The organism is Streptomyces hygroscopicus subsp. hygroscopicus, assembly GCF_030269125.1.
GTDB lineage: Bacteria > Actinomycetota > Actinomycetes > Streptomycetales > Streptomycetaceae > Streptomyces > Streptomyces hygroscopicus_C.
Window position 1 is genome coordinate 12943 of sequence record NZ_BSSM01000013.1, and the last position, 17904, is coordinate 30846.

Here is a 17904-nt window from a genome sequence, read left to right on the forward strand (position 1 = left end):
CGGGCCTGGGCAACTGGCGATTCGACAGCGTCACCTCAAGAATCGCCGCTGCGCGGCTGACCGGCATGCTGCGCTAGCCCGTACGGGAAAAGGAGGAGCCCATGGCCGTCGGCGGCCATGGGCTCCTCCTCACGCCGTCGGCGACTCACCCGCCGATCGAGGCCCCGTCACCTCAGTGCGCGTGACCGCTCGAAGCGGGCGCAGGCCCCGCGTTCTTGACCGTCAGGGGCAGCAACTTCTTGCCCGTCGGGCCGATTTGGATGTGGGTGTCCATCTGCGGCCATTCACCAACGGACCTAAAACCGCTACCGTGCTGGTCATGGGGAAGCGAACGAGGACCCGCGCGGCAACTGACCGCGCTCAGTACACGGTTGAGACTGAGTGGACGGAGGCGGACTTAGCGCTCTTGGAGGAACTGAAGAGGGCGGAGGCACGCTTACCCGACGACGCCCCGCGGGCCCTGTTGTCCGTGCGACTCTCCGTCCTCACCGACGACACGACGTCACCTGTTCGTCAGGAACTCGATCTCCGAAAGCTGGCCCTGGAGCGCGGTTGTCGAGTGGTAGGGGTGGCGAGCGATCTCAACGTGTCAGCCACGAAGGTTCCGCCGTGGAAGCGCAAGGAGCTCGGGGACTGGCTCAACAACCGGGCACCAGAGTTCGACGAGATCCTTTTCTGGAAGCTGGACCGCTTCGTCCGACGGCTCACCGACCTCAGCACCATGATCGACTGGTGTCTGAAGTACGGCAAGAACCTCGTCTCCAAGAACGACTCGATCGACCTGACCACGACGGCCGGGAAGATCATGGTGACGATCATCGGTGGTATCGCCGAGATCGAGGCAGCCAACACGAGCACACGCGTAGCCAGCCTCTGGGACTACACGAAGACTCAGGGTGAGTGGCTTGTAGGCAAGCCCGCGTATGGATACGAGACAGCGGAGGACGGGGACGGCCGAGTCGTACTCGCCATCAACCCGGATGCGTACCGGGCACTGCACTGGTGCCGGAAAGCCGCCATGCGCGTCAAGCCGGCGTCAGCGCGGCGCATGGCCAAGGTTCTCGTACGAGCCAGTCTCTGCGGGCCAGGGCTTACGGCCTCAACACTGCTCCGGCGCCTCAGGAACCCAGCCCTCATGGGCTACCGGGTAGAGGAGGACAAGAACGGAGGCGTACGCCGCTCGAAGATCGTCCTCGGCAGCGACGCTCAGCCCATCCGTGTGGCCGAACCGATCTTCACCGAGGAGGAGTACGACAGCCTTCAGAAGGCCCTGGACCACAGAGCGAAGGACCAGCCCACACGGCGTCCCGGCGGTGCGACGAAGTTCCTCGGCGTACTGATCTGCCATGACTGCCGCTCGAACATGACCGTGCAGAAGAACCGGGTCGCTGGACGGTCGTACTCGTACTTGCGGTGCGGCAAGTGCAAAGCCGGAGGACACGGCGCCCCTAACCCCGACGAGATCTACGGCAAGCTCGTGGACGACGTTCTGAGGGTCCTGGGTGACGAGCCTGTCATGACACGCGAGTACCGACAGGGCGCCGAGGCCCGCAAGGAGCTACAGCGGCTGGAGCAGTCGATCAGCTACTACATGACTGGCTTGGAGCCCGGAGGCCGGTTCACGAAGACCCGCTTCACCAAGGAGAAGGCCGAGAAGACGCTGGACGACCTCATCAAGCAGTTGGAGGCCATCGACCCGGAGTCCACGAAGGATCGATGGGTAGCCGTGCACAACGGCAAAACCTTCCGGCAGCACTGGGAAGAAGGCGGCATAGAGGCCATGGCCGCCGATCTGCTCAGGGTCGGCGTCAAGTGTGTGATCAAGCGGACCAGGGTGAAGGGGGTTCGCGCCCCTCACATCCACATGAAGCTCATGATCCCCAAAGACGTACGAGACCGGCTGATCATGAAAGAGGATGACTTCGCCAAAGGGGTCTGCCGCACGATCGGGTGACATCTGAACTCGCTTGCCCTGTGGGGCGGGTGGGAAGGATGTCGCTGTGCCCAAGCCTTATCCGGAGGAGTTCCGCCAGGACGTCGTGCGGGTCGCGAGGAACCGAGGCCCGGGTGTGACGGTGGAGCAGGTGGCCACCGACTTCGGAGTCCATCCGATGACGTTGTGGAAATGGATGCGCCGCGCGGACATCGACGACGGAACCAAGCCAGGGGTGACCAGTCAGGAGAGCGCGGAACTGCGGGAAGCGCGTCGGCGGATCAAGCTGCTGGAGCAGGAGAACGAGGTCCTGCGGCGGGCCGCGGCCTATCTGTCACAGGCGCATCTGCCGGGAAAAGGATCTACCCGCTCGTGAGGGAGCTGGCCGGGGACGGGGTGCCCGTCACGGTTGCGTGCCGGGTGCTGAAGCTCGCCAGACAGCCCTACTACCGCTGGCTGGACCAGCCGGTGACCGACGCCATGCTGGAGGAGGCATACCGCGCGAACGCGCTGTTCGACGCGCATCGCGACGACCCGGAGTTCGGCTACCGCTTCCTCGCCGACGAAGCGCGCGGCGCCGGGGCCGTGATGGCGGACCGGACCGCATGGCGGATCTGCCGGGACAACCGCTGGTGGAGCGTGTTCGGCAAGAAGCGCCGCAAGGGAAAGAAGGCCGGCCCGCCGGTGCACGACGACCTGGTCCGCCGTGACTTCACCGCGACCTGTGCAAACCGGCTGTGGCTCACCGACATCACCGAGCACGCCACCGGCGAAGGCAAGCTCTACCTCTGCGCGATCAAGGACGCCTTCAGCAACAGGATCGTGGGCTACTCCATCGACGCGCGGATGAAGTCCCGCCTGGCCGTGGCCGCCCTGGAAAACGCCGTGGCCCGGCGTGGAGACGTCGACGGCTGCATTCTGCACAGCGATCGCGGATCGCAGTTCCGCTCCCGGAAGTTCGTCCGGGCGCTCGATCGCCACCGGATGGCCGGTTCGATAGGGAGGGTCGGAGCTGCCGGCGACAACGCGGCCATGGAGTCCTTCTTCAGCCTGCTGCAGAAGAACGTCCTCGACCGCCGCGCCTGGGCCACCCGTGAAGAACTGCGGATCGCGATCGTGACCTGGATCGAGCGGACCTACCACCGACGGCGCCGACAAACGTCGCTCGCCCGGCTGACCCCCGTCGAATTCGAGACCGTCATGACCACGCCGGCCCTCCAGGCCGCGTGACCGCACCTGTCACCCGAACCTGCAGCAGACCCTCAGTAGGAGAATGCTTGCTGGGAGGAGGAAATTATGACTTGAGAGCTTTATCCAGGCTCTCTCCGAGTGAGGCAAATAGCTCCGGGTTTTCCACTACCAGCTTCTGGAGCGCTTCACCGAAACTCTCAGCCTCCTCAGCTAGGCGGAGCTGCAAGCACTGTTCCACCGCAATAATGTAGCCCACTGCTCGAAAATACGGAGACGTGAAATCCTCACTGAGCCGGATTGATTCCTTGGCGTGCGACAGAGATTTCTCATGCTCACCGATTAGCGCATATTCACGAGCAAGGAGCTGGTGCGCACCAGCAGCATCGCGCGTCTGCCCGTACTCAAGTAGTATAGCGATCGCCTGAGATGCATACTCCTCGGCGATCTGGATCTTCTGAAGCGCGAGGAGTAGCGGGGCTTGAGAAACCAGAACGTGCGCTAGACGGGACTTGTCACCCAGTTCGCTAAGCACAGAAATGGCCGCATTGAACCTGCCCTCGGCACCTTCTGGGTCTCCGAGGGCATAGAGCGTCTCGGCAACGTTTGCGTGCGCTAGTGCTTCACCTGACCGGCTACCAATCGTTCTACACAGTTCAACGTCCTCAAGATGCAAGTCAAGCGCCTCGTTGAATTTCTGAAGCCGTCTGAGTGTGACCCCAAGATCATTACTCACCATACTCACTTTATGAGGGTTTCCGATTTTCTTGAATTTTTCCAGCGAAGCCCGCTGAAGCTTTTCCGCTTCTTCTAGGTTACCCATTTCAAAATGAGCTATCGCAAGAGTATTCAAGGTCTCTGCCGCGCCTGGTTCATCCCCAGATTCCAGGCACACTTGCAGATCCAATTTGAAGTATTCGATGGCTTTTCTGGTTTCCCCTGAGGCCCGATGAATCGTCCCTAGATTGTAAAGAACTTTTCCGATTTCGTGCTGAAGATCGAGCCGCCGATAAATCTCCAGGCATTTTTCGAGGAGAGGAATTCCCTCCCCGTGTCGCCCGCAGTCCATAAATAGACAAGCGAGCTGGTTCGCAGATGAGGCGATCGCAACATCAATTCCCGACTCTAGCGATTTCAAATATACACGGGAAGCGAGCTCAAGCCCCTGATCAAATTCCCGCCTATACCGCGCGAGATTCGCCTGAGCGCCAAGCAATGCAATCTCGCCCAGCGGGTCATCTAGCTGGCTGGCAGCCGGGATACCTGTGTGAAGAACTTCCTCCCAAATCTGCCATTCACCTAGAACGTCGCAGATGCTAGACAGAGAGGCGGCAAAGCCGACAGCCCTCTCATTGGTGTCATGAATGAGCGTCATATTAATAGCGGCTGCAGCATTGGGAAGTTCTTCTCTTGCCCATGCAGCGGCTGATTCCGCCGAATCGATTTCTGCGGCATTTCCTAGATGGAACTCTACTCCTGTATGGCCAATGAGGAAAAATTGGGCCTTAACAGTCGAATCCTTCAACCAGTCGAGCATAGACTGGATTGCTTGCGACTTCTTTTTTGCGTCATCCCCGTCAAATTTCTCCTGCGCGTAAACCCGCAGGAGGTCATGGAAACGATATCTGCCGTACGTTGCTGCATGTTCGATCAGGTTGGCCTCTGCAAGCCTAGAAAGTAGCCTTCCTGCCTGACGTTCGTCGCATCTCATCAAGGATGAGCACAAGCCAGGTCCAAAGTCTTCGCCAGGTACGCATGAAAGTCTCTTGAAGGCATTTTTTGCACCCTTCCCAAGCTTTCGATACGAGAGGTTAAAGGCCGCCCTGACGGCTAAATCGCCAGCCTCCAGAGCTCCAAGGACATCGCGCATGTCTGTTAGCTCTTGCGCGAGGTGGGACATGCGCATGTTGCGTGTCGCGGTAAGTCGATTTGCCGCAATCCGTAGCGCTAGCGGAAGATATCCGCACGCCTCGACTACTTTTTCCGCACTCATTTGATCCGCCCCCACAACGTCGTCCCCGGTTACCCTTCTGAGGAAATTAAGAGACGTGGACGAGGGGAAGACCTCGAGATCGATTCTACAGAACCCTTCTAACCCGCGCAGCTGGCTTCGGCTAGTGATTAGCACAAGGGCTGAATTCCCTGCAGGTATAAGGGGCCGTACCTGTCGTTCGTCACTAGCATTATCTAGAACAATGATGAGCGGTCGATCAGCTACAGCTTTCCGATAGGCATCTAGCCTGGCTAGAGGGTCGCCCGGGATTTCCTCTTCCGGTATGCCGAGGGACCTCATGAGGCGACCCATTACTTCCTCAGGCGGCGCTGGATATTCGTCGGCGCCACGCAGATCTACGTAGAGGTCGCCGTCAGCATATGAATCGCTCGCGAGGTAAGAAGCATGGACTGCCAGGGCGGTCTTTCCTACACCCGGCTTCCCAGTGATAATTGCCCTAACAGGGGGTGTACAGGTATTCGCAGCGGGGGACGAAATCCCTAATAGCTCGATCTCAGCTTGTCGGCCAACGAAGTCCGGGATGTCGGGAGGCAGTAGCCGCAGACGAGTCGGCAGTGTGCTGGAAGCTTCAGGGAGGCTGATATTGAAGAAAGTTGGGTTAGTCAGGACTGGCTGATGCGCATCCCCGCTGATCGCCACTGCGGCGGTACCACTGGCTTCCGTGCCGCGTGTCTTCAACGAGTCTCCTCGGGGCTCTGAGTAATCTCCGTCTCAATGGGTCCCTCGGCATCGCCCCCCACTGCAACGGCTCCCGGCCCGGTTGCAGTGACACCGTGCGCTTGCACCGGACTGCTCAACTGTCCCTGGCCTACGACTCGAGTCTTGATCGTCGCTCGCGAAGACCCTCCGATCGACACAGATCCGGTACCTAGGGCCGTCGTTGGCCTAGCGGAGTCTTCAGGCGATCCGTCTCTGCTGAGGTAGTACTGCAAGGACGCCCCCACGGCCACGAGTATGGTGAGGGCTACCCACCAAGCCCAAAGAGGCCTGTCACTAACGACGTTCGTAACGAGACCCGTTGCAGCAGCCACCACAACAGTGAGAAAGGCTGCGACACCACGCTTCGCTGACTGAGTCACGTGTTGCCCCCAGGGTGCTTTGACCGTATACCACTGTTTTACAGCACACGCTCCAGCGCCCGTGCATGGTTCCACGTATCCGTATCAGGATCTGGCGCCGTCGAAGGTACCGGGGACCACGAGGGCACGAAGATCGCTGATCACGACCGACTAGATCAACGAGGCACACCAGGGTCACTGGATGACGCCAGGCGTCAGGTAGCCAGAAGCCCAGGTTGATTGGCAAACAGTTACCGGGCTCTTACAGATGGCACTGCACGGGTTCCGCTCCGTGGCATGCCGTCAGAAGGGGCTGGTTTGCGTCGACAAACCAGCTCGAGCCAGAGACAAGCATCCGCTTAAGACTGGCCCTCAGACCCACTCCACCTCGGAAACGATGTGCGGGCTAATTCCAGGGCCCGGTAGCGGCGTCCGAGAGGGCGCCGGCGGCGCCGACGGGCGAGGGACCGAGGTGCCGACCGCAGCCAGCGCAGCCGCCACCTCGTCCTCACTAGCCCCCGCCAACGCCTCAATCACCCGATCGAGTGTCTCGCTCACCTCAGTGCGCGTGACCACTCGAAGTGGGTGCCTGACCTGCGTTCTTGACCGTCAGAGGCAGCAACTTCTTGCCGGTCGGGCCGATTTGTATGGCCGTGTCCATCTGCGGACAGACGCCGCAGTCGAAGCAGGGGGTCCAGCGGCAGTCCTCGACCTCGGTCTCGTCGAGGGCGTCCTGCCAGTCCTCCCAGAGCCAGTCCTTGTCGAGGCCGGAGTCGAGGTGGTCCCAGGGGAGCACCTCCTCGTAGGTGCGCTCGCGGGTGGTGTACCAGTCGACGTCGACGCCGTGGGCGGCGAGGGCCTTGTCGGCGCAGGCCATCCAGCGGTCGTAGGAGAAGTGCTCACGCCAGCCGTCGAAGCGGCCGCCGTCCTCGTAGACGGCGCGGATGACGTCGCCCACGCGGCGGTCGCCGCGGGAGAGCAGGCCCTCCACGATGCCGGGCTTGCCGTCGTGGTAGCGGAAGCCGATGGAGCGGCCGTACTTCTTGTCGCCGCGGATCTTGTCGCGCAGCTTCTCCAGGCGCGCGTCCGTCTCCTCCGCCGACAGCTGCGGGGCCCACTGGAAGGGGGTGTGGGGCTTGGGGACGAAGCCGCCGATCGACACCGTGCAGCGGATGTCGTTCGAGCGGGAGACCTCGCGGCCCTTCTGGATGACGTGGGTCGCCATGTCGGCGATCTGCAGGACGTCCTCGTCGGTCTCCGTGGGCAGGCCGCACATGAAGTACAGCTTCACCTGGCGCCATCCGTTGCCGTAGGCGGTGGCGACCGTACGGATCAGGTCCTCCTCCGAGACCATCTTGTTGATGACCTTGCGCATGCGCTCGGAGCCGCCCTCGGGGGCGAAGGTCAGGCCGGAGCGGCGGCCGTTGCGGGTCAGCTCGTTGGCCAGGTCGACGTTGAAGGCGTCGACGCGGGTGGAGGGCAGCGAGAGACCGATCTTGTCGTCCGTGTAGCGGTCCGCCAGGCCCTTGGCGATGTCGCCGATCTCCGAGTGGTCCGCCGAGGACAGGGACAGCAGGCCGACCTCTTCGAAGCCGGTGGCCTTCAGGCCCTTGTCGACCATGTCGCCGATGCCCGTGATGGAGCGCTCGCGCACCGGGCGGGTGATCATGCCCGCCTGGCAGAAGCGGCAGCCGCGGGTGCAGCCGCGGAAGATCTCCACCGACATGCGCTCATGGACCGTCTCGGCCAGCGGGACGAGGGGCTGCTTGGGGTACGGCCACTCGTCCAGGTCCATGACGGTGTGCTTGGAGACCCGCCAGGGCACACCCGACCTGTTCGGGACGACGCGGCTGATACGGCCGTCGGGCAGGTACTCGACGTCGTAGAAGGCCGGGATGTACACCGAGCCCGTCTTCGCCAGCCGGAGGAGGACCTCCTCGCGGCCCCCCGGGCGGCCCTCGGCCTTCCACTCCCGGATGATCCGGGTCATGTCGAGGACGGCCTGCTCGCCGTCGCCGATGATCGCCGCGTCGATGAAGTCGGCGATCGGTTCCGGGTTGAAGGCGGCGTGGCCGCCGGCCAGGACGATCGGGTCGTCGTCGGTGCGGTCCCGGGACTCCAGCGGGATGCCGGCCAGGTCCAGCGCGGTGAGCATGTTCGTGTAGCCCAGCTCCGTGGAGAAGCTGAGGCCGAACACGTCGAAGGCCCTCACCGGGCGGTGGCTGTCGACCGTGAACTGCGGGACGCGATGCTCGCGCATCAGCGCCTCCAGGTCCGGCCACACGCTGTAGGTGCGCTCGGCGAGGACGCCGTCCTGCTCGTTGAGCACCTCGTAGAGGATCATGACGCCCTGGTTGGGCAGACCGACCTCGTACGCGTCCGGGTACATGAGCGCCCAGCGGACGTCGCACTCGTCCCAGTCCTTGACGGTGGAGTTGAGTTCTCCGCCTACGTACTGGATGGGCTTCTGCACGTGCGGGAGCAGAGCTTCGAGCTGCGGGAAAACCGACTCGACAGGCATCTCGCGAACCTTCATGAGCTGACAGGGGTGACCACCCAGCCTAACCCGCCCGCGGGTCTCCTCCGAACGGTCAGCCGAGCGAGCGGCCCCGGGCCTTCCGCCACCGCTCGGGCAGCTCTGCCTCCGCGGCCGCCGCCCGCGCCTCCTCCCTGGCGTACAGCACCCCGTACGGGAACTCGCTCTCCCCCGCCGCGTGGGCCACCGCGGCCAGCTCGCGCAGGGTGCGGCGGGCCATGACGCTGTCCTGGTGGTCGCCGAGGAGGGTGGTGAGGGACTTCATGGCGGCGGTGAGGTCGCGGGCGGGGGCGCCGAGGGCGGGGGTGGCGGCCTCGGCGGCGTAACGGGTGCGCTTGGCCTTCTTGCGGGCCTCGTGCAGGGCGAGGTCGCGGTCTTCGCCGGGTGGGAGGTCCAGGGCTCGCTCGATCAGGGTGGCGAGCCGCGCCAGGTCCTTCTCCACGGCCTTGCCGAGTACCTTCCTCGGTTTCCGCGCGGCCGCCTCGCGCAGCGGCGGGTCGGCGAGCAGGGCGTCCAGGGTGTTCAGGAGGGCGAGGTGGCGGGAGGAGTCGAGGACGCCGGTGAGGTGGGCGTGGGCGCCGGCGCCCCGGGCGGCCGCCCAGGACGCGAGGCGGTCGTGGGCCGGTCCGGTGCCCAGGTCGGGCGGCAGGGCGTCGAGGGCCGTGGTCAGGCGTTCGGCCAGCACCTCCTGGTCGCGGTCGATTCCCAGCTCGCCCGCGAGCCACTTCAGCTCGACGGCGATCGGGTCGGTGACGGCGCGGTCGAGGACGGCGCGGAAGGTCCGCAGGGTGCCGCGGGCGCGGCGGGTGGCGACCCGCATCCGGTGCACGGCGTCGGGGGTGTCGAGGCGGACGGCGGGGTCGAGGGCGACCAGGGCGTCCCGCTGGGCACGGAGATAGGCGAGCACGTGGTCGCCCGCGGTGACGGGCTTCGCCGGCTCGACGGGTTTGCGGTGGAACCCGGTGCGTTCCAGGGCGCGGGCCAGTTTCGAGGGCGAGGCGGACGGTCGTACACCTGCCCTGGCCAGCCGCTTCTCGACCTGGTCGAGGAGGGCGGGGTCTCCCCCGTCGGCCAGTTCGACCTCGATCTCGGTCCACTGGACGGTGCCGCCCTCGCCGGTGAGCCGCTCGGCGGTCACGGCGTCCACGCTCGCCTCGGCCAGCAGGGTGCCGTCCGCGTCCACCAGGTGGCGTACGTCCCGGGCGGAGCGCAGTCTCACCAGCGGGACCAGCGCGGCCTCCCGGACCCGGGAGCGGACCAGTGCGGCGAGTTCCTCGGGGAGGGTGTCGGACAGGGGGGCCTGGATCTCGTCGCGGACTCCGGGGGCGACCGGGAGCTTGAGGTGCCAGCCGGCGTCGGAGCCCCCGGTGCGGCGGCGCAGGGTGAGGGAGGCGGCGGCGAGGCGTTGGTCGGCGGTGTCGTAATAGGTGGCGTCCAGCTCGACCAGGCCCTTGTCGAGCACGGCCGCCACCTCGCCGACGCCGGTCAGGTCGGGCAGCCCGCTGTCATCGGATTCGTACTTGCGCTCGATCTCGCGTTTCGTCTCCGCCATGAAGCGAATCTAGTGCGCGGCGGGCCGGGGCGGCAGAGGGCGCCCGGGGTGTTGGGCGGGAAAGGTCCCGCCCCGCCCGGTGGGCCGACCGACCGCCCCGGACCCGGGGGGGCTTACGCCGACATCGGCCGCTGCACCTTGATCGACTGGAGCAGGCCCACGGCCACCCAGACCGCGAACATCGATGATCCGCCGTACGACACGAAGGGCAGTGGCAGACCGGTGACCGGCATGATGCCGAGGGTCATGCCGATGTTCTCGAACGCCTGGAAGGCGAACCAGGCCACGATGCCCGCGGCGACGATGGTGCCGTACAGCTCGGTCGAGTCACGGGCGATCCGGCACGCCCGCCACAGGATGACGCCGATCAGGAAGATGATGAGACCGGCGCCCAGGAAGCCCAGTTCCTCGCCCGCGACCGTGAAGACGAAGTCGGTCTGCTGCTCGGGCACGAACTGGCCGGTGGTCTGCGAGCCGTGGAAGAGCCCGGCGCCCGTCAGGCCGCCGGAGCCGATGGCGATGCGGGCCTGGTTGGTGTTGTAGCCGACGCCGGCCGGGTCCAGGTCCGGGTTGGCGAAGGCCGCGAAGCGGTTGATCTGGTACTGGTCCAGGATGTGCAGCTGCCAGATGGCGACGCAGCCGATCACCCCGGCGGCAAGCAGCCCGAACACCCAGCGGTTGGAGGAGCCGGAGGCGAGCAGCACGCCCAGGATGATGGCCACCATGGCCAGCACCGAGCCGAGGTCCGGCATCAGCAGCAGGATCATGCAGGGCACGGCCGCGAGTCCGAGCGCCTGCGCCACGGTGCGGTGGTCCGGGTACGGCTTGTCGCCCGCGTCCACCCGCGCGGACAGCAGCATCGCCATGCCGAGGATGATCGCGATCTTGAGGAACTCGGCGGGCTGGATGGAGAAGCCGCCGATCACGATCCAGTTCCGCTGGCCGTTGATGGTGGCGCCGAGCGGGGTGAGGACCACCAGGGCGAGCAGGACGGAGGCGCCGTAGAGGATGGGCACCGCGTTGCGCAGGGCGCGGTGGCCCAGCCACAGGGTGCCGATCATCAGGGCGAACCCGATGCCCAGGTTCATCAGGTGGCGTTCCAGGAAGAAGTAGGGGTCTCCCTGGTTGATCTCGGTGCGGTTGCGGGTCGCCGAGAAGACCAGCAGCGAGCCCATGAGCGACAGGGCGGTCGCGGCCAGCAGTATCGGCCAGTCCAGGCGCCGGGTCAGCGAGTCGCGGGCGAAGAGCCTGGTCCAGCCGGCCCGCGCGGGTCCGTACCCGGAGACGGAGAAGCTGTTCGCGCCGGTCATGAGGGCATCCTCCGGCTTCCCCGCTTCCGGCGTGGCCGCCTTCGGGTGTTGCTGTTGCCGTTGGTGGTGGGGGCGGTGGTGGCGGGCTGCTGGTCGCCGCCGTTGCTCGGGTTGTCCTTCTGGGAGGCCTCGGTGTCCTTCGCCGGGTCGCCGGGGACCGGCTGCGCGACGATGGTGCCGTCCGTGCGGACCTTCGGCAGGGCCTTCTGCGGCTCGGGCAGCAGTGCCTTCTTGTTGTCGACGGAGCCGTCGCCCTGGACGCCGTAGAGCGCGCTGTAGATGTTGCGCACGGCCTCACCGGAGGCGCCGGAACCCGTACCGGCCTGGGCGATCGTCATGATCACCGCGTAGTCCTTGGAGTAGGTGGCCATCCAGGAGGTGGTCTGCTTGCCGTAGACCTCCGCCGTACCGGTCTTGCCGTGCAGCGGGATCTTGTCCTGGGGCCAGCCGCTGAACTTCCAGGCCGCCGTACCGCGGGTGATGACGCCCGCGAAGGCGTCGTCCATGCCCTTGAGGGTGGCCTGGGTGACCGGCAGCCTGCGCTGCACCTTGGGCTTGATCTCCTGGACGGTCTTGCCGTCGGGGCTCACGATCGCCTTGCCGATGGTCGGGACGTACTCGGTGCCGCCGTTGGCGACGGCGCCGTAGATCATCGCCTCCTGGATCGGCGTGACGAGGGTGTCGCCCTGGCCGATGGAGTAGTTGATCTCGTCACCCTCGCGCATCTTGTTGCCTTCGAGGCAGTTCTCGTAGGCGATCTTCTCGACGTAACTGCCGTCCTTCTTGCCGGTCTTGCACCAGGAGTCCTTGTTGGCCTTCCAGTAGTCCAGCTTCCACTGACGGTCGGGGACGCGGCCGCCCAGCTCGTTCGGCAGGTCGATGCCCGTCGGCTTGCCGAGGCCGAACTGGTGGGCGGTCTTGAAGAAGTAGTCCTTCGGCTGGCCCTTCTTGGGGTTGATGCCGCCGTCCTTCTTCCACTCCCGGTCGGCGAGTCCGTAGAAGACGGTGTCGCAGGAGACCTCCAGGGCGCGGCCCAGTGAGATGTCGCCGAAGTTCTCGCCCTCGAAGTTCTTGAAGACCTGGTTGCCCACCCGGTAGTCGCTGGTGCACGGGTAGCCGCCGTCCCACGCGTAGCCCGCCTGGACCGCGGCGGCCGTGGAGACCACCTTGAAGGTCGAGCCGGGCGCGGCCTGACCCTGTATGGCCCGGTTGAGCAGCGGGTAGTCGGAGTCCTTGCCGGTGAGGGCCTGGTAGTCCTTGGCGGAGATGCCGCCCACCCATGCGTTCGGGTCGTAGGTGGGGGCGGAGGCCATGGCGACGATGCGGCCGGTCTTGGCCTCCATCACGACGACGGCGCCGGAGTCGGCCTTGTAGTTCTCGCCGGTGAGGGTGTCGAACTGCTGGCGGGCGGCCTTCATCGCCTTGTCCAGTTCGTACTCCGCGACGCGCTGGACGCGGGAGTCGATGCTGGTGACCAGGTTCGAACCGGGCTCGGCGGCGTCCGACTTGGCCTTGCCGATGACCCGCCCGAGGTTGTCCACCTCGTACCGCGTCACGCCGGCCTTGCCGCGCAGCTCCTTGTCGTACTGCCGCTCCAGGCCGGAGCGGCCGACCATGTCCGAGCGCAGGTAGGGGGAGCTGGTGTCCTTGGCCTTCTGGATCTCGTCGTCGGTGACCGGGGAGAGGTAGCCGAGGACCTGCGCGGTGTTGGACTTGCCGGGGCCGGGGTAGCGGCGCACGGCCTCGGGCTCGGCGGTGATGCCGGGGAAGTCCTCGGAGCGCTCGCGGATCTGCAGGGCCTGGCGGGGCGTGGCCTTGTCGGTGATCGGGATCGGCTGGTACGGCGATCCGTTCCAGCACGGCTGGGGTGTCTTGGCGTCGCAGAGGCGGACCTTCTGCATGACGTCCTCGGTGCTCAGGCCGAGGACCCCGGCCAGCTTGGCCAGGACCGCCTTGCCGTCGTCCTTCTGCTTGAGCAGGTCGGTGCGGGAGGCGGAGACCACCAGACGCGTCTCGTTGTCCGCGAGGGGCACGCCGCGGGCGTCCAGGATCTCGCCGCGCACGGCGGGCTGGACGACCTGCTGGACGTGGTTCCCGGAGGCCTCCTTCTGGTACTGGGCACCCTCCCGGATCTGCAGGTACCACAGCCGGCCGCCGAGCGTGCCGAGCAGGGAGAGGACGAGGATCTGGATCACGACGAGCCGGATCTGGACCCGTGGGGTCCGGCCCGTCTCGGGAATGTTGGTCACTGCGGCTGCTCCCCCTCTCGGCGCACGGACGTCCGGACGCGCTGCGCGTGTGTGCGAACGGGCAGCGCGCGTACGCATGATGAACGATCGGTCGGTGAGGCCGCGTTCCACGAATGCCGACCCGTTCGGGTGAATCGCCCCGGGACTCCCGGGGCCTGACGCGTCTTCACAGCCGCTTGACCCCCTTGATGCGGCCGACCCGGGCGGAGCGGGTGCGGGCCTTGGCCTTGAGCGCGCCGAGTCCGGTGCGCTGGCTGCCGATGCGCAGCCCGGTGCCGGAGGACAGCCAGCCCGAGGAGATGTCGGCCGCCTTGGCGCTGGTGGCGGTCTCGGCCAGCGGGTCGTTGTCGCACCGTCGGGCCAGCCACATCACCGCCGGGACCACGAACGGGGCCAGCAGCAGGTCGTACAGGGCGGCCGAGACCAGCAGGCCGGGCAGGCCGACATGGCGGGCGGCGGTGTCGCCGACCAGGGCGCCGACCCCGGCGTACAGCAGGGTGGAGCCGATCGCGGCGGCGACGACCACGGCCATGGGGCCGGTCGCCGACCTCAGCCGGCCGTTGTCCGGCTTGATCAGCCCGGCGAAGTAACCCGTCACGCAGAGCACCAGCGCGTAGCGGCCGGCCGCGTGGTCGGCGGGCGGGGCCAGGTCGGCCAGCAGGCCGGCGGCGAACCCGACGAGGGCGCCGCCGACATGGCCGTACACCATGGCGAGGCCGAGCACGGTCAGGAGCAGCAGGTCGGGGACGGCGCCCGGCAGATGGAGGCGGGCGAGGACGCTGACCTGGATCACCAGGGCGACCACGACCAGCGGCACGGAGAGCAGGATCCGGTTGACACGCATGGGAGGGGGCTCCTACGGCTACTGGTTGGTCGGCGACGGGTCGCTCTGCTGCTGGTCGCCCGTGTTCGCGTCCGCGGACGGGGTGACGGTGACGGTGACCGTGGGCGTGGGAACCGGCTTGGGCTTGGCCGGCAGGACCTCGTCGCGCGGGTCCTTCTGCGGCGCCTGGACGACCACGCCGACGATGTCGAGCTTGGTGAAGCTGACGTACGGGGTGACGTACAGGGTGCGCGTCAGGCCGCCGCCGGAGGGGTCCACGCGGGAGACCACGCCGACCGGGACGCCCGGCACGAACGGCTTGTCGGACTCCGAGCCGAAGGTGACCAGACGGTCGCCCTTCTTCACCTCGGCCTTGCCGTTGAGGAGTTGGACGCGCAGCGGGCGGTCGCCCTGCCCGGACGCGAAGCCGAGTTCGTCGCTGCCCTCCATGCGGGTGCCGACGGTGAAGTCCGGGTCGTTGGCGAGCAGCACGGTGGAGGTGTCGGGTCCGACCGTGGTGACCCGGCCGACCAGACCGTCGGCGTTGAGGACGGTCATGTCCCGCTTGATGCCGTCGCTCGCGCCGACGTCGATGGTGACGGTCCAGGAGAAGCCCTGCGCCGACCCTATGGCGACGACCTGGGCGCCCTTGATGCCGTACTGGCCCTCGCCCGCGAGCCTCAGCATCCGGTCGAGCTGGTTCAGACGGCTGCGGCTGCGGTCGTCGCTGCCGAGCTTCGCCTTGAGGGCCGCGTTCTCCTTCTCCAGCGTGGCGAGCCTGCTGTGCCGCTCGTCCGAGTCGCGGATCGCGGAGACGGCGTTGCCGACCGGGTCGACCGCGGAGGACAGCCCGTCCTCCACCGGTCCGAACACGGTGGCCGCGGCCTGCCGGGCGCCGTCGACCGGGGAGTTCCGGCCCCCTCGGATATCCACGGTGATCAACGCGAACGCGACGGCGATCAGCAGGACCAGGAGCAGCCGGCTCTCTTTGGTGTCCCTCACGTGCGGCGGCCGTGCCCTTCCTCAAGTAGGAATTCGTCGGGACCCCCGGAAAAGCGCGAAAGGTACGGCGCAAATCCAAGCGGCCCATTTGGGGGAGCTTATGCCTCTATATCAACGATCCGCCGCACGAGAGGAGAACGTCTCGTACGGCGGAATCGAAGTGTCGCGTCATCGCCGCGGCTGGGCGTCCAGCACCTGCTGGAGCGCCTCGAACTCCTCGACGCACTTTCCGGATCCGAGGGCGACGCTGTCCAGCGGGTCCTCGGCGATGTGGATCGGCATGCCGGTCTCGCGGCGCAGCCGCTCGTCCAGGCCGCGCAGCAGGGCGCCGCCGCCGGTGAGCACGATACCCCGGTCCATGATGTCGCCGGACAGCTCCGGCGGGCACTTGTCGAGGGTCGTCTTGACCGCGTCCACGATCGCGTTGACCGGTTCCTCGATCGCCTTGCGGACCTCGGCGGCCGAGATGACGACGGTCTTGGGCAGCCCGGACACCAGGTCCCGGCCGCGGACTTCGGTGTGCTCGTCGGTCTCGAGCTCGTACGCCGAACCGATGGTGATCTTGATCTGCTCGGCGGTGCGCTCGCCCAGGAGGAGGCTGTACTCCTTCTTGATGTACTGGATGATCGCGTTGTCCAGTTCGTCGCCCGCCACCCTGATGGACTGCGCGGTGACGATGCCGCCCAGCGAGATGACCGCGACCTCCGTGGTGCCGCCGCCGATGTCCACCACCATGTTGCCCGTGGCCTCGTGGACCGGCAGGCCGGAGCCGATGGCCGCGGCCATGGGCTCCTCGATGATGTGCACCTGGCGGGCGCCCGCCTGGGTGGAGGCCTCGATGACCGCGCGGCGCTCGACGCCCGTGATGCCCGAGGGGACACAGACGACGACGCGCGGGCGGGCGAGGTAGCGGCGCTTGTGGATCTTCAGGATGAAGTAGCGCAGCATCCGCTCGGTGATCTCGAAGTCGGCGATGACGCCGTCCTTCAGCGGCCGGACCGCCACGATGTTCCCCGGCGTCCGGCCGATCATCTTCTTCGCTTCGGCGCCGACCGCCAGGATGCCGCCGGTGTTGGTGTTGATCGCGACGACGGACGGCTCGTTGAGCACGATTCCGCGACCCCTGACGTACACCAGCGTGTTGGCGGTCCCGAGGTCGACAGCCATGTCACGGCCGATGAACGACATTGAGTTCCCCATCCGGATTCATCTGGCCTTCCCGAGCTTTTGAGGGCATGTCAGGCAGGCGAGGCGGGTGCTGTGACGTGAAGGCTTCCATCGTAAACGCGCCTGCACGGACACTGCGCGAGGGTCTCCGCCATTGTCACCAGATGGCGGGCCGCCCCGCTTGTGGAGACGGGCGTTCGGGGGCGCTCGTTCCCTCTATCGCCGGTATTACGCGCGGCCCGGGAAGAAGATCTTCACCTCGCGCTCGGCGGACTCCTCGGAGTCGGAGGCGTGGATGAGGTTCTCGCGGACGATCACGCCGAAGTCGCCGCGGATGGAGCCCGGCTGGGCGGCGATCGGGTCGGTCGGGCCGGCGAGCTGGCGCACGCCCTCGATGACCCGCTCGCCCTCGACGATCAGGGCGACGACGGGACCGGAGGACATGAACGCGACCAGCGGCTCGTAGAAGGGCTTGCCCTTGTGCTCGCCGTAGTGCTGCTCCAGGGTCTCCTGGTCCAGGGTGCGCAGTTCCAGCGCGGTGATCTGCCAGCCGGCCTTGCGCTCGATACGGCTGATGATCTCGCCGGTCAGGCCGCGACGGACGGCGTCGGGCTTGAGCAGGACGAGGGTGCGCTGGCTCACGGGGGGACTCCTTACGCGTGGGACGTGTGCGGTGGGACGAGGTTACAGGGCGTGTCCGTGCGCCCGTTACGCAGCGTCAGCCGAGGACTCGGCCTGGGCGGCGGCGAACCGGGCCTTGGCCTCGTCCACCTTGCGGCCGAAGTGCACCGACGCCCACCACAGGCCCGCGAACACCGCGCCCATGAAGTACATGGTCGGCACGAAGACGCCGGAGGCGATCAGGGCGAGCTGGAGAGCCCAGCCGAGGGCGATGCCGCCGGGGCGGGTCACCATGCCGCACAGCAGCACGCACAGGACCATGGCGATGCCGCTGACCAGCCAGACGGTGGAGACCGACAGGCTCGGGTCCTTCATGGCGACCAGGCCGGCGAAGCCGATGACGAAGAACTCGCCGATCAGCGTGGATGAACAGAGCGTACGCACGTCGGAC

The 17904-nt window shown here is 66.4% G+C and carries 12 protein-coding genes; 2 read left to right on the forward strand and 10 right to left on the reverse strand.

The features are described from left to right. Positions 1-319 precede the first annotated feature (319 nt). Positions 320-1954, forward strand: coding sequence for a recombinase family protein (locus QSK45_RS26290; protein WP_285561096.1), 1635 nt, complete (start codon positions 320-322; stop codon positions 1952-1954). Positions 1955-2000: 46 nt separating this feature from the next. Continuing rightward, positions 2001-3163 (forward strand): IS3 family transposase gene (locus QSK45_RS26295; protein WP_285561098.1). Its coding sequence is split into 2 segments (ribosomal slippage): positions 2001-2285 and positions 2288-3163, totalling 1161 coding nucleotides; the frame shifts between segments, so codons are not numbered across the junction. Between the two features lie 64 nt (positions 3164-3227). Here QSK45_RS26295 and QSK45_RS26300 read toward each other — a convergent pair. The 10 genes from QSK45_RS26300 to QSK45_RS26345 all read right to left on the reverse strand — a co-directional run bounded on the left by QSK45_RS26300 (position 3228) and on the right by QSK45_RS26345 (position 17897). Next, positions 3228-4991, reverse strand: coding sequence for a tetratricopeptide repeat protein (locus QSK45_RS26300; RefSeq protein ID WP_285561100.1), 1764 nt, complete (start codon positions 4989-4991; stop codon positions 3228-3230). Between the two features lie 1761 nt (positions 4992-6752). Then, complete coding sequence (locus QSK45_RS26305; RefSeq protein WP_285561102.1) at positions 6753-8714, reverse strand: TIGR03960 family B12-binding radical SAM protein; 1962 nt, start codon at positions 8712-8714, stop codon at positions 6753-6755. Between the two features lie 70 nt (positions 8715-8784). Then, the gene (locus QSK45_RS26310; RefSeq protein ID WP_285561104.1) at positions 8785-10281 is read right to left on the reverse strand and encodes a CYTH and CHAD domain-containing protein; all 1497 of its coding nucleotides are present in this window, start codon (positions 10279-10281) and stop codon (positions 8785-8787) included. A gap of 113 nt (positions 10282-10394) precedes the next feature. Further along, positions 10395-11591 carry a rod shape-determining protein RodA gene (rodA, locus tag QSK45_RS26315; RefSeq protein ID WP_285561106.1) on the reverse strand — a complete coding sequence of 399 codons (1197 nt, stop codon included), beginning with the start codon at positions 11589-11591 and terminating at the stop codon, positions 10395-10397. Further along, on the reverse strand, positions 11588-13840 hold the full coding sequence (gene mrdA, locus QSK45_RS26320; RefSeq protein ID WP_285561108.1) for a penicillin-binding protein 2: 2253 nt from the start codon (positions 13838-13840) through the stop codon (positions 11588-11590). The genes rodA and mrdA overlap by 4 nt, the downstream gene beginning before the upstream one ends. A gap of 166 nt (positions 13841-14006) precedes the next feature. Continuing rightward, positions 14007-14684: a rod shape-determining protein MreD gene (gene mreD, locus QSK45_RS26325; protein WP_285561109.1), complete on the reverse strand. Its 678-nt coding sequence runs from the start codon at positions 14682-14684 to the stop codon at positions 14007-14009. An 18-nt stretch (positions 14685-14702) separates the two neighbouring features. Continuing rightward, a complete protein-coding gene (mreC, locus tag QSK45_RS26330) occupies positions 14703-15665 on the reverse strand; it encodes a rod shape-determining protein MreC (protein ID WP_285561111.1) in 963 nt (320 codons plus the stop codon). Positions 15666-15833: 168 nt separating this feature from the next. Beyond that, positions 15834-16853 carry a rod shape-determining protein gene (locus tag QSK45_RS26335; protein ID WP_285561478.1) on the reverse strand — a complete coding sequence of 340 codons (1020 nt, stop codon included), beginning with the start codon at positions 16851-16853 and terminating at the stop codon, positions 15834-15836. A gap of 207 nt (positions 16854-17060) precedes the next feature. After that, positions 17061-17474 (reverse strand): nucleoside-diphosphate kinase, encoded by a 414-nt coding sequence (gene ndk / locus QSK45_RS26340; RefSeq protein ID WP_285561112.1) that lies wholly within the window; start codon positions 17472-17474, stop codon positions 17061-17063. Between the two features lie 66 nt (positions 17475-17540). Continuing rightward, entirely contained in the window at positions 17541-17897 is a 357-nt protein-coding gene (locus tag QSK45_RS26345) for a DUF4233 domain-containing protein (RefSeq protein ID WP_285561114.1), read from the reverse strand. Positions 17898-17904: the final 7 nt, after the last annotated feature.

Bases quoted from the DNA above. Each gene is read 5' to 3' on its own strand.
- QSK45_RS26290 (WP_285561096.1), top strand. From the start codon at position 320: ATGGGGAAGCGAACGAGGACCCGCGCGGCAACTGACCGCGCTCAGTAC.
- QSK45_RS26300 (WP_285561100.1), bottom strand. From the start codon at position 4,991: ATGCGCGATGTCCTTGGAGCTCTGGAGGCTGGCGATTTAGCCGTCAGG.
- QSK45_RS26305 (WP_285561102.1), bottom strand. From the start codon at position 8,714: ATGCCTGTCGAGTCGGTTTTCCCGCAGCTCGAAGCTCTGCTCCCGCAC.
- QSK45_RS26310 (WP_285561104.1), bottom strand. From the start codon at position 10,281: ATGGCGGAGACGAAACGCGAGATCGAGCGCAAGTACGAATCCGATGAC.
- rodA (WP_285561106.1), bottom strand. From the start codon at position 11,591: ATGACCGGCGCGAACAGCTTCTCCGTCTCCGGGTACGGACCCGCGCGG.
- mreD (WP_285561109.1), bottom strand. From the start codon at position 14,684: ATGCGTGTCAACCGGATCCTGCTCTCCGTGCCGCTGGTCGTGGTCGCC.
- QSK45_RS26335 (WP_285561478.1), bottom strand. From the start codon at position 16,853: ATGTCGTTCATCGGCCGTGACATGGCTGTCGACCTCGGGACCGCCAAC.